Origin of the sequence: Qipengyuania sp., from assembly GCF_048550555.1 — a bacterium.
In the GTDB taxonomy this organism is placed as follows: domain Bacteria; phylum Pseudomonadota; class Alphaproteobacteria; order Sphingomonadales; family Sphingomonadaceae; genus Qipengyuania.
Window position 1 is genome coordinate 14,734 of the sequence record NZ_JBLYYF010000017.1, and the last position, 12,143, is coordinate 26,876.

8 protein-coding genes are annotated in these 12,143 nt (G+C 64.2%); 3 read left to right on the plus strand and 5 right to left on the minus strand.

Features of this window, described 5'->3' with window-relative positions; genetic code table 11:
• Positions 1-279 precede the first annotated feature (279 nt).
• A complete protein-coding gene (locus ACN4E0_RS03735; protein ID WP_419565704.1) occupies positions 280-2,979 on the minus strand; it encodes a TonB-dependent receptor in 2,700 nt (899 codons plus the stop codon).
• A gap of 258 nt (positions 2,980-3,237) precedes the next feature.
• Here ACN4E0_RS03735 and typA point away from each other — a divergent pair, with 258 nt between their 5' ends.
• A complete protein-coding gene (gene typA, locus ACN4E0_RS03740) occupies positions 3,238-5,058 on the plus strand; it encodes a translational GTPase TypA (protein WP_419565706.1) in 1,821 nt (606 codons plus the stop codon).
• 73 nt (positions 5,059-5,131) lie between these two features.
• Here the strand turns inward: typA and ACN4E0_RS03745 are convergent, their stop codons facing one another.
• On the minus strand, positions 5,132-5,971 hold the full coding sequence (locus ACN4E0_RS03745) for an outer membrane protein (RefSeq protein WP_419565708.1): 840 nt from the start codon (positions 5,969-5,971) through the stop codon (positions 5,132-5,134).
• A 277-nt stretch (positions 5,972-6,248) separates the two neighbouring features.
• On the opposite strand from ACN4E0_RS03745, the gene putP reads away from it, so the two are divergent.
• Together putP and ggt are read left to right on the plus strand one after the other, a co-directional pair.
• Positions 6,249-7,730 carry a sodium/proline symporter PutP gene (gene putP, locus ACN4E0_RS03750; protein WP_419565710.1) on the plus strand — a complete coding sequence of 494 codons (1,482 nt, stop codon included), beginning with the start codon at positions 6,249-6,251 and terminating at the stop codon, positions 7,728-7,730.
• Positions 7,731-7,770: 40 nt separating this feature from the next.
• Entirely contained in the window at positions 7,771-9,555 is a 1,785-nt protein-coding gene (gene ggt / locus ACN4E0_RS03755; RefSeq protein WP_419565713.1) for a gamma-glutamyltransferase, read from the plus strand.
• Between the two features lie 55 nt (positions 9,556-9,610).
• Here ggt and ACN4E0_RS03760 read toward each other — a convergent pair whose 3' ends face one another.
• Genes ACN4E0_RS03760 through ACN4E0_RS03770 form a run of 3 tightly spaced genes read right to left on the minus strand, consistent with a single transcriptional unit; the run spans position 9,611 to position 12,141 of the window.
• Entirely contained in the window at positions 9,611-10,360 is a 750-nt protein-coding gene (locus tag ACN4E0_RS03760; RefSeq protein ID WP_419565715.1) for a peptidase, read from the minus strand.
• A gap of 21 nt (positions 10,361-10,381) precedes the next feature.
• A complete protein-coding gene (locus ACN4E0_RS03765) occupies positions 10,382-11,197 on the minus strand; it encodes a transglutaminase family protein (RefSeq protein ID WP_419565717.1) in 816 nt (271 codons plus the stop codon).
• Positions 11,197-12,141: an alpha-E domain-containing protein gene (locus ACN4E0_RS03770; protein ID WP_419565720.1), complete on the minus strand. Its 945-nt coding sequence runs from the start codon at positions 12,139-12,141 to the stop codon at positions 11,197-11,199. The genes ACN4E0_RS03765 and ACN4E0_RS03770 overlap by 1 nt, the downstream gene beginning before the upstream one ends.
• Positions 12,142-12,143 lie beyond the last annotated feature (2 nt).

Below are 12,143 nucleotides of genomic sequence, written 5' to 3' on the forward strand. Positions count from 1 at the left end.
GCCGGGCCGGTGCGGTGCGATAGGCTCTTGTTCCTGCAAGGAAGCCGGGCGGGCCATCGGCGCCGTGCATGGCGTACACCACGACAATCGGCCCATGAACTCCCCCTCCCCCTGCCGTCGCAATTACTATCGTTCGATTTGCCGGCGACTCGCATATCATGACAGAAACGGGGTCAATGGCAAATCTTGCTTTTGGGTCACGGAGTTACCGACCGACTACCCGCAACAAAAAGGGGGCCGCGCGGGCCCCCTTCCGTTTCTGTTCTGAACGCGATCGCGTCAGAAGCGCATGCGTGCCGCCACGCCGTAGGTGCGCGGCTGGTTCGGGTAGCCCGACACCGCCTTGCCCTGTGCCACCGCCGGGAACACCGTGGTGATGTAGCGGTCGTCGAGCAGATTGCGGCCCCACACGCTCAGTTCCAGCCCCATGTCGAAAGCGTAGGTGAGCGAGGCGTTGAGGTTGTTCACCTCGCGGGTATAGGCACGCGCCGCATCGCGCGCGGGACCGAAATCACGCGCCCCGGTCACGGGATCGACGACGATGTAGTTGGTCAGGCCGTCCGTCACCTGAACCGGCGACTGGTAGGAGAAGTCGCCGCGCAGGATGATGTGGTCGCCGTTCGAATTGATTTCCTTGTCGTACTGCGCACCGAAGACGGCCGACAGTTCGGGAACGCCCGCAACCGGTTCGCCCGTCAGATCGCCGACCGGCGAATTGGGGAAGCTGTCGTACGTCGCGTCGAGATAAGTCATCCCGAGGCTCAGCGTCAGCTCGTTGCTGGCATAGAACTGGCCGTCGAACTCGACTCCGAAGGTTTCCTGCTTGCCGGCATTCGACAGGATGAACGACGTCCCGGTGAAGGTGTTCGCCTGGAAATCCTCGATCGACTGGCGGAAGAAGGTCAGGTTGGCCGCGGCGCGGCTCCAGTTGCCCTTAATGCCCAGTTCGATGACTTCCGAATTCTCGGCGGCGGCGAAACGCGTGCCCGGACGCAGGTTCACGACACCCAGGCCGGCGGCCTGCAGGGCGGCGAAGTCGGTCGGGAGCGGACGGCTGTCGCGCGAGAGGTTGAAGCTCGGCGCCTTGTAGCCGGTCGCCCAGCTGGCATAGACGTTCAGCGTCGGCGTGACTTCGTAGGCCAGGCGCACGTTCCAGCTCCAATCGTCGTCATCGGTCGCGCAGTCTTCGACGGGGTTCGGGCAGTTCTGCATCGGCGGCAGGAACTGGAACGGCCGCAACGCGAGCAGCGGGTTGACGGCTGGATTGGCATCGTTGGCGTCGGCAAAAGCCTGTGCCGGACCGGCGATCAGCTGGTTGAAGGCATCCAGACCGATGATCCCGATCAGCGTCTGCACCTGGGCGGCGGTGGCCGGAGTGCCTGCCGGCAGGCCGAGCGCCTGGCCCGCGCCGAGCGCGATACCCTGCCGGGTGATCGCCGTGTTGCCCGACTGGACGAGGTCGATGTTCGAAAACACGTCGGTGCTGACCGAGTTGGTCACGATCTGCTTCTTGTCCTTGGTGTAGTTGGCACCAAGGGTCAGGACGAGACGGTCGGTGATCTCGAAATCGACATTGCCGAAGACCGAGAAGGCCTCGTTGTCCTGAACGATGTTGTTGAAGAAGCCTTGGCCATTGGCGAAGAACTGGCCGGTGTAGTCGGTGCCGTTGAGCGCCGACAGCGTGGCTTCGAGCGTATCGACCGTCTGCGTGCCGCCCGTGGCGCCCTGCAGCAACAGGTTGGCATAGGGGCGGAAGGCCGGGCCGAAGACGATGCTGTCGGACGTGTCGACGCGCTCGTCGAAGTAGTAGCCGCCGATCAGGAAGTTGAACGGGCCGTCGAAATCCGAGGCGAAGCGCAGTTCCTGGGTGAAGGTGTTGATGTCGGCATCGCCGATATTCGCGCCCGTCACCGCCGGGAGGCTGGTGAAGTCGACGTCCTGGTCGGCCGACAGATGCGTCTCGCGATAGGCCGTGATCGAGGTCATCGTGATCGGGCCGAACTCGTAGTCGATCTGGCCCGAGATACCGTAGTTCTCGATCTCGTTGATCGGATCGACGTCGGTATAGATCACGTCGCCATCGGGATTGTCGCGGAAGTCATTGACCTGGCCGCCAAGCAGCTGGATCGCGCCGAGTTCCGCCGAAGGAGCGACATTGAGCACGCCGCAGCAGCGTTCCTCGATGTTGTCGTAATCGCCGATCACGCGCACGCGCAGCGGGCCGCCATTGTCGAACAGCAGCTGTCCGCGGGTGAACCAGCGGTTGCGGTCGTTGATGTCTTCGCCATTGACGCCGTTGGTCAGGAAGCCGTCGCGCTTGTTGATCCCGGCGCCGACGCTGAAGGCGATCGAATCGCTGATCGGGCCGGTGACGAAGCCCTTGGCCACCATGGCATCGTAATTGCCGTAGCTCGCCTCGACCATGCCGCCGAAGTCGAACTGCGGCTCCTTGGTGACGATCGAGATCACGCCGGCGCTGGCGTTCTTGCCGAACAGCGTCGACTGCGGGCCGCGCAGCACTTCGACGCGCTGGATGTCGGGAAGGTCGGAGATCTGCGAGATCGCGCGGCTGCGATAGACGCCGTCGACGAACATCGCGACCGAAGGTTCGAGACCGATGTTGTTGCCGTCGGTGCCGAAGCCGCGGACCGAATAGCTGGTCGCAAACGCGCTCTGGTTCTGGCTGACCCGCAGCGAGGGGACCACTGTGGCGAGGTCGGCGATGTCGCGGATCTGTGCACGCTCGATCGTCTCGGCACTGGTCACGCTGACGGCGACCGGGGTTTCCTGCAGCGTCTGTTCGCGCTTGGTCGCGGTGACCACGATGACATTGCCGCTGGCAGGTCCCGCCGTTTCGGCATCCTCGGAATCGGTGTCGGTATCCTGGGCGTGCGCCGCAACGGGCAGAACCAGGGCGGCAGCACCTGCAAGCAGGGCGGTACGAACGGTCGCTTTGCTGCCGAAAGTGGTGAATTTCATGAAAGGTCCTCTTCTCTCAAGACGTCTTTTGGTCTGCTGCGCAGTCCCCAAAAACACGCAAGCGGGCCGCGAGTTACCAGACCCGCAAGCCCTCTCAAGGGTTTAGCCGACGAGCGTCGCACCTCGCCCGACGTGTGTGCCTTTCACGTTACACCGCAGCGTCTTGCCGCAATGCAGCATCTAAGCTAGGTGCGCGCCCGAAACGCGTCTGCCCCTCATGCGTTGACGCTACGGCACCCTAATCGAAAGCAGATTCTCATGTCCCGCGACCTTCGCAACGTGGCGATTATCGCCCATGTCGACCACGGCAAGACCACCCTCGTCGACCAGCTCTTTCGCCAGTCGGGCACCTTCCGCGAAAACCAGCGCGTCGAAGAACGCGCGATGGATTCGAACGATTTGGAAAAGGAGCGCGGGATCACGATCCTCGCCAAGTGCACCAGCGTCGAATGGAACGGCACGCGCATCAACATCGTCGACACACCGGGCCACGCCGACTTCGGCGCCGAGGTCGAACGCATCCTGAGCATGGTCGACGGCGTGATCCTGCTGGTCGATTCCGCCGAAGGCCCGATGCCGCAGACCAAATTCGTCACCGGCAAGGCGCTCGGCCTCGGCCTGCGCCCGATCGTCGTGGTCAACAAGATCGACCGTGGCGACGCGCGTCCGCAGGAAGTGCTCGACGAGGTATTCGACCTCTTCGCCAGCCTCGACGCGAATGACGACCAGCTCGACTTCCCGAGCCTGTGGGCCTCGGGCCGCGACGGCTATGCCAGCGACGACGAGCATGCCCGCGATGGCAATCTCGAGCCGCTGTTCCAGCTGATCGTCGATCACGTGCCTGCCCCGGGCCTCGACACCGAAGCGCCGTTCAGCTTCCTCGCCACGCTGCTCGACCGCGACAACTTCATGGGCCGCGTGCTCACCGGCCGCGTCCAGTCGGGCAAGATCGACGTCAACGACCCGATCCACGCGCTCGACGCCAACGGCAATGTCATCGAAGTCGGCCGCGCGACCAAGCTGCTGTCGTTCGACGGCCTCGACCGCGTCCCGGTCGACAGCGCGCAGGCAGGCGACATCATCGCCCTCGCCGGTCTCGAAAAGGCGACTGTCTCGAACACCATTGCCGATCCTTCGGTGAAGACCCCGATCGAGGCGCAGCCGATCGACCCGCCGACGCTGGCGATGCAGTTCTCGGTCAACGACAGCCCGCTGGCCGGCCGCGAGGGCAGCAAGGTCACCAGCCGCATGATTCGCGACCGTCTCTATCGCGAAGCCGAAACCAACGTCGCCATCCGCATCACCGAAAGCGCGGACAAGGACAGCTTCGAAGTCGCCGGTCGCGGCGAACTGCAGCTGGGCGTGCTCATCGAAACGATGCGCCGCGAAGGCTTCGAACTCGGCATCAGCCGCCCGCGCGTGCTGTTCCGCACCGAGGACGGCCAGCGCATGGAACCGTTCGAAACCGTCGTCATCGACGTCGATGACGAACACTCGGGCACGGTCGTCGAGAAGATGCAGCGCCGCAAGGCCGAGCTCACCGAAATGCGCCCCTCGGGCCAGGGCAAGACCCGCATCACCTTCTCCGCCCCCAGCCGCGGCCTGATCGGCTATCACGGCGAATTCCTGTCCGACACGCGCGGGACGGGCATCATGAACCGCCTGTTCGAGAAGTACGACAGCTATCGCGGGCCGATCGAAGGCCGCCAGAACGGCGTGCTGATCTCGATGGTTCCTGGTGAAGCCGTGCCCTACGCGCTCAACGCGCTCGAGGAACGCGGCGAGCTGTTCATCCGCGGTGGCGCGAAGATCTACGAAGGCATGATCATCGGCGAAAACGCCAAGCCCGACGATCTCGAAGTCAACCCGATGAAATCGAAGCAGCTGACCAATTTCCGCTCGACCGGCAAGGACGATGCCATTCGCCTGACGCCGCCGCGCGTCATGACGCTCGAACAGGCGATCGCCTATATCGACGACGACGAAATGGTCGAAGTGACGCCCGAGAGCATCCGCCTGCGCAAGGCGATCCTCGACCCGCACGAACGCAAGCGCGCCAAGCGCGCCGCGCAGGCGTAAGGCTTCGGCCCCGGGCAATAAAAAGGGCGGTCCGCAGTGCGGGCCGCCCTTTCCTTTGCCGGCTTGTTACCGGTCAGAAGCGGAAATTGATTCCGGCGCGGATCGACTGGACCGTCAGGTCGTCGGCCGGCCGGATGTTGGTGCCGCCCGAATCCAGCAGGAAGGGATTGGTCGCCGGCGCGGTGCCCTGGCCTACGGCGACGTAATAGTCGTCGTTGTCGTAGCGGGTCATCAGGTACTCAACGTTGAGCGAGAGATTGTCGGTGATGTAGAGTTCACCACCAGCACCGAGCTGCGTGCCGAAGACCCACTTGTCCTCGTTCATCGGGGTGAAGCTGTTGGCGGTATTGGTCGTCGAGAAGCCGTGCTTCATCTTGCCATAGGTCGCGCCGCCGGTCGCGTAAATCAGGCCGCGTCCGCTGCCCGGCGAGATGCCGAGGCGGCCACGCAGGGCCACCGAGTAGTCGACCTCCCCCGAGATCGAATAGGAGGCCGGCGTCGTGCTGAAGCCGGTGGCATAGTCGACCGCATTCGGCTTCGAGGCCTCGAGGACAAGTCCGGCGACCGCCGGCCCGTCGACGCGGACGTCGTAGCCGATCTTGGCCTGATAGCCCAGGCCCGTGTCGTCGTCCCTGCACGCGGCGAAAGCGGGGCCGCCTGCCGGACGGCCGTTGCACAGGCCGGGCGAGAAGGCATTGGCGCCGGTCGTGGTAAGAACCTGGTCGTTATAGTTGCCATCCTGATCGGTATCGAAAACGATGCTGTCCGCCGGACCGTCGTCGACGGTTTCGGCGCTGATCGAGCCGCCCACATAGAAGCCATTGAAGAAGTCCGGATCGGCGTCCTGGGCCGCAGCGGGCGAAGCGAAGGCGACCGCGAAAGCCGCGGTGGCCAGTAGTGTCGAATTTCTCATGGAATACCTGTTGGTTGCGTGTACCCTGTTGCCCCTAGAGACGCCCGAGACATGACCTCGTTCCCGGTCTTCGAAGAGGCTCCAAATACCGGTGCAAAGTTGCAACACTTGCTCGATGCCCGTCTGTTCTATCCAGGGTGCGATCGATCTCCTCCGGCGAGGAAGGGAGACAAGGCCTTCAGTCCGAACACTCCGTGGATTCTGGTTTTATTCTTAAACTTTAGTAGCTTGGAGGTCATAGTAGCCAAACCCGGTTACGTTTGTTACGAGTGCACGCATGCAGACCGGAACCCTGATCTCACTCGCCCTCTATTTCATCCTCATGATCGCCATCGGTCTCTGGTCCTGGAAGCGCTCGACCGACACCAGCGAGGGCTATCTCCTCGCCGGGCGCAACCTCCACCCGGCGGTTGCCGCGCTCTCGGCCGGCGCCTCGGACATGAGCGGCTGGCTGCTGCTCGGCCTGCCCGGGGCGCTCTATGCGAGCGGGCTGGTCGAGGCCTGGATCGGCATCGGCCTGTTCATCGGCGCGCTGGCCAACTGGTTCATCGTTGCCCCGCGGCTGCGCGAGCAGACCGAAAGTTACGGCAATTCGCTGACGATCCCCGAATTCCTCGCCAACCGCTTCCCTGACAAGGCAGTGGCGCTGCGCGTTATCTCGGCGCTGATCGTGGTGGTGTTTTTCTCGGTCTACACTGCAGCGGGCCTCGTCGGCGGGGGCAAGCTCTTCGAAACCAGTTTCGCGGGCCTGTTCGGCGACATGGGCATGAGCGACTACACGCTCGGCATCTGGATGACCGCGCTGGTGGTGCTCGCCTATACCATGGTCGGCGGCTTCCTCGCGGTCAGCCTGACCGACTTCGTACAGGGCTGCATCATGGTCGTGGCACTGGTCCTGATGCCGCTGGTGGTCATGTTCGGCTCGGGCGGCGAGGCAGGCGGGTCGCTGGCCGACGTTCCGGTCGAAGGCTTTCTCGACCTTACGCATGGGCTGACGCTGCTGGGCTTCATCAGCGCGGTGACCTGGGGCCTGGGCTATTTCGGCCAGCCGCACATCATCGTTCGCTTCATGGCGATCGACACGGTCGAGAAGGTCAAGACCGCGCGCAACATCGGGATGACCTGGATGGGCGTCGCTCTGATCGGCTCGATCGGCATCGGGATCGCCGGCCGCGCCTATGCCGAACGCAACGGCCTTGTCGTCGACGACCCCGAGACGATCTTCATCGTCCTTGCCAACCTGCTGTTCCACCCGCTCGTCACCGGATTCCTGCTGGCGGCGCTGCTTGCCGCGATCATGTCGACCATCAGTTCGCAGCTGCTCGTCGCATCGAGCTCGCTGACCGAGGATTTCTACAAGCTGTTCCTGCGCAAGAACGCCAGCGAGCGCGAAAGCGTCAACGTCGGCCGCATCTGTGTGGCGCTGGTCGCCTTCGCCGCGATCGTTATCGCGGGCGATCCCGACAGCAAGGTGCTGGGCCTCGTCGCCAATGCCTGGGCCGGGTTCGGCGCCGCCTTCGGCCCATTGATCATCCTTTCGCTTACCTGGGACCGGATGACCGGCGCGGGCGCGGTGGCGGGCCTGGTCACGGGCGCGGGTGTCGTGATCGCTTGGATCGCGCTGGGCTGGAACTCGGCGCTCCCCGGCATGGATCAGGGCCTCTACGAGATCGTCCCCGGCTTCATCGCCTCCTGGCTCGCCATCTGGCTGGTCAGCAACGCGACCGCGGGATCGACGGCACGCCCCTTGCCAGCCTGATCGGGCTTCGCCACACCGTCCCCTAAACCGGGAGACGATGATGCGAGTATTTCTGGCGGGCGTAGCTGCCCTGGCCCTCACTGCCATGCCTGCGAGCGCGCAGGAGGCGCCCGACCTGCCACCCATCGAGCAGCAGATCGGCGCCGGCGGCCGCCCGCTGGGCGCGAACTGGAGCCGCAGCCCGGTGATCGCGCAGCACGGCATGGCCGCCACAGCGCATCCGCTGGCGACGCAGGTCGCGCTCGACGTGCTCAAGGATGGCGGCAGCGCAGTCGATGCGGCGATCGCGGCCAATGCGGCGCTCGGGCTGATGGAGCCCACCGGCAACGGCATCGGCGGCGATCTGTTCGCGATCATCTACGATCCCAAGACGCAGCAGCTCTACGGCGTCAACGGATCGGGCCGCAGCCCCAAGGGGCAGACGCTCGACCAGCTCAAGGCGAAGCTGGGCGACGCCGACGCCCTGCCCCCCTTCGGGGCGCTGCCGATCACCATCCCGGGCACGGTCGATGCGTGGTTCGCCATGCACGAGAAGTTCGGCCGGCGCAGCATGGCCGACAATCTAGCCCCCGCGGTGCGCTATGCCCGCGAAGGCCATCCGATCGCACCGGTCATCGGCATGTATTTGACGCTCAATCTCAAGCGGTTCGAGAAAAGCAGCGCGGAATTCGATTTCTCCAATGCGCGCAAACTCTGGTTCGCCGACGGCGCGCCGCCCGCGGCGGGCGAGATCTTCACCAATCCCGACCTCGCCAATACGCTGGAGACGATCGGCCGGGAGGGGCGCGATGCCTATTACGACGGCTCGCTGACCGATGGCATGGTCGACTACCTTCAGGAACACGGCAGCGCGTTCACGCGTGAGGATTTCGCCGATCATCGCAGCGAGTGGGTCGAGCCCGCCTGCGTCGCCTACAAGGACGGCTACGAGCTGTGCGAGCTGCCGCCCAACAGCCAGGGCTTCGCCGCGCTGCAGATGGTCAACATCCTCAAGAACGTCGACCTCTCACAATGGGAGCGCGGCAGTCCGGAGGCGATGCACTACATGGTCGAGGCCAAGCGTCTCGCCTATGCCGACGTCGCGCGCTTCTATGCCGATCCCGACTTCGCCAGCTTCCCGCAGGACCTGCTCACCGACGCATATGGCGCCGAGCGGTTCAAGCTGATCGACCCGGTGAAGGCCACGCCCGAATTCGGCCCCGGCGAGCCCAAGCTCGAGGGCGAAGGCGACACGACCTACATGACCGTGGTCGATGGCGACGGGATGATGGTCAGCCTCATCCAGTCGAACTATCGCGGCATGGGCAGCGGTCTGGTCGCGCCCGGCACGGGCTTCATGTTCCAGGACCGCGGCGAGCTCTACAGCCTCGATCCCGCGCACCCAAACGCCTACGCGCCGGGCAAGCGGCCCTTCCACACGATCATCCCCGCCTTCGTGAAGAAGGACGGCAAACCCTACATGACGCTCGGCCTGATGGGCGGCGGCATGCAGCCGCAGGGCCACGTCCAGGTGCTAGTGAATATCGTCGATTACGGGATGAACCTGCAGGAAGCGGGCGATGCGGCGCGCTTCAACCACGATGGCGGACCGCAGCCCACCGAGGCGCTGGACGGCCTCTTCGCGGATCCGCTCGGCACGCTGTTCGTCGAGCCGGGCATTCCCGCCGAGACCATCGCCGCACTGCGCGAGATGGGGCACAAAGTCGAAGTGGTCGACGACGGGATGATGTTCGGCGGCTACCAAGCGATCGCACGCGATCCCGAAACGGGCGTGCTGACCGGTGCGACCGAGATGCGGAAGGACGGACAGGCCAGCGGGTACTAGGCAGACCGGTCGGACAGTCCGGAGTACGCCGCTCCCCGTCCTGAGCGCCGCGTGCTCACTCTCCCGCTTCGGGAAAGTGATAGTCGGGCAGCGAATGGAAGGCGCTCCTGAGCGCATCGCTCCAGCTTGTCGAGATCGCCTGGAAATAGGGATCGTCAAAGGTCACGCGTTGCTCATGCGTGACGGCGAAGGCATCGCGTTCGATGACCTGCAGGTCGAGCGGCATGCCGACGGAGAGATTGGCCCTCAGCGTCGAATCGAAGCTGACCATGAGCAGCTTTATCGCATCTTCGACCGGCATTGCCGGGTCGTAGGCGCGCAGGATGATCGGGCGACCGTATTTGGTCTCGCCGATCTGGAAGAAGGGCGTGTCACCGCTCGCTTCGATGAAATTGCCTTCGGGATAGATCATGAACAGGCGGGGTTCCATGCCGGCGATCTGGCCGGCCACGATGATCGAGGCCGAGAACCGCGCGCGCTCCTTGTCGCCATTGGCGTCCTGCTGTTCGCGCACGATCGTGCGCAGCAGCCTGCCGATCTCGGTCGCGACCTGGAACATGGTCGGCGATTTGAGGATGATGTTGTCGCGCTCGTCGGGTGCCTTCATCCGTTCTTCGAGCTGGCTGACCAGCGCCTGCGTGCTGGCCAGGTTGCCGGCCGTCAGCAAGGTGAGAACGCGCTCTCCCGGTACGTTCCAGGTGAACATCTTGCGGAACACCGAGATATTGTCGACGCCGGAATTGGTGCGGGTGTCGCTCATCAGCACGAGGCCCATGTCGAGCATCATTCCCACGCAGTATGTCATCGCGATCGTCCTTCGGCAGTTCTACTGCTGCACTTGTTGCTGTTCGACTGCGATATCGACTTCAAGCACGGTTGAAGTGTTGCCGAAGCTGATACCCGTCACGGGAGCGGCATCGCGGTAATCGCGTCCCGTTGCAACCCGGACATAGCGGGCATCCGGACTGATGCCGTTCGAGATGTCGAAGCCGACCCAGCCCAGTTCCTCTACATAGGCCTCGGCCCAGGCGTGGCCGGCCTCCTGTTCGATCCGGTCGTTCATCATCAGATATCCGCTGACGTAGCGTGCCGGGATGCCGAGCGACCGGCTGATGCCGATGAAGATATGCGCATGATCCTGGCATACCCCGTTCGCTGCCGCATAGGACTCTTCGGCGGTGGTGCGGGTATCGGTCTTGCCCGTCTCATAGGCGACACGATCGAGGATTTCGGATGACAGTCGATGCAGCAGGTCGATGCGATCCTCGCCCCGCCCTTCCATCTCCTGCGCCAGCTTGCGCATGCCGGACCCGGGCCGTGTCAGCTCGGTCTGGCCGAGGAAACTCCACAGCGGGAGGTGCCCCGCATGGCGACCGATGACCCCGGCGTGGTCGTGCGTGTCGACCTTGCCCCTGCAAGTGATCGTGACCTCCTGGACGCCCTTGTCCACCGATACCAGCGTGACCGTGTTGTGGTTCTGGTCCTCGTAGGTGAGTTCGGCATGGGCATGGTCGTATTCCATCTCCCACTCGAGAATTTCTTGACCCTGCGTTTCCTTAGGGGTCAGGCGCAGACGCTGGAGCGCGTGGATCACCGGGCTGTCGAAGCGATAGCGGGTGGTGTGGCGGATCGAGAGGCGCATCAGCTGAGGAACCGATAGTCTTGGGCGATCGCGTTGCCGATCGCTGCGTTGGATTTCATGAAATCGACCAGAAACTGGTGCAGGCCCTGGTCGAAGACGTCATCGATGGTGAGGTTGGCGAGGCGCGTGTCGGCGTCGCGCATCAGGACGTTGCTCTCCCCCTCCGCGCCATGCAGTCGTGCCAGGGCGGCGAGATTGGCGCGCAGTTCCGAATGGCAGAAGGCGAGGCTTCGCGGGAAGCAGTCGTCGAGGATCAGGAAGTCGCAGATCCCGCGCGCGTCGATCTGGCCGGCATGGAGCCAGCGAAATGCGCGATCGCCCGATACCGACCGCAGGACCTGGTCCCACTGGCCCTTGTCGAGGCTCGACCCGACGTAGGAGAGCGAGGGCAGCAGGAGGTAATATTTGATGTCGAGGATGCGTGCGACGCTGTCGCCGCGCTCGATGAAGGCTCCGGCCTGGGCGAAATGATAGCCCTCTTCGCGCAGCATCGAGCCCTCCATCGCCCCGCGCGCCATCGTTCCGGCCCGGCGGATTGTCGCCACCGTTTCCAGCACGCGATTCTCGCCGACCGGCTTGGCCAGCTGTTCCTTGATCTTGAGCCAGTTCTCGTTGATCTCCTCCCACAGCTCGCTGCTGATCGCATTGCGGGCCAGGCGTGCGTTCTGGCGGACCTGGCCGAACATGGCGAGGATCGACGAGGAATTGTCGCTCTCACGCAGGATGAAGTTCCAAGCCTGCTGCCCCGTATAGGTACCGTGCTTGGCCTCGTAGGCCGGACGCTGGCCGGCGGTGGCGATAACCGAGCGCCACTCTTCTTCCGCAGTGACGATATCGCGGGTCAGCGCCATGCGCAGGCCGGCGTCGAGCAGGCGGGCCGTGTTCTCTGCCCGCTCGAGATAGCGGAACATCCAGAACAGGCCATTGGCGGTCCGGCCTAGCATGA

Coding starts and splice junctions, on each gene's coding strand:
- ACN4E0_RS03735 (WP_419565704.1), bottom strand. CDS start 2,979: ATGAAATTCACCACTTTCGGCAGCAAAGCGACCGTTCGTACCGCCCTG.
- typA (WP_419565706.1), top strand. CDS start 3,238: ATGTCCCGCGACCTTCGCAACGTGGCGATTATCGCCCATGTCGACCAC.
- ACN4E0_RS03745 (WP_419565708.1), bottom strand. CDS start 5,971: ATGAGAAATTCGACACTACTGGCCACCGCGGCTTTCGCGGTCGCCTTC.
- putP (WP_419565710.1), top strand. CDS start 6,249: ATGCAGACCGGAACCCTGATCTCACTCGCCCTCTATTTCATCCTCATG.
- ggt (WP_419565713.1), top strand. CDS start 7,771: ATGCGAGTATTTCTGGCGGGCGTAGCTGCCCTGGCCCTCACTGCCATG.
- ACN4E0_RS03760 (WP_419565715.1), bottom strand. CDS start 10,360: ATGACATACTGCGTGGGAATGATGCTCGACATGGGCCTCGTGCTGATG.
- ACN4E0_RS03765 (WP_419565717.1), bottom strand. CDS start 11,197: ATGCGCCTCTCGATCCGCCACACCACCCGCTATCGCTTCGACAGCCCG.
- ACN4E0_RS03770 (WP_419565720.1), bottom strand. CDS start 12,141: ATGCTAGGCCGGACCGCCAATGGCCTGTTCTGGATGTTCCGCTATCTC.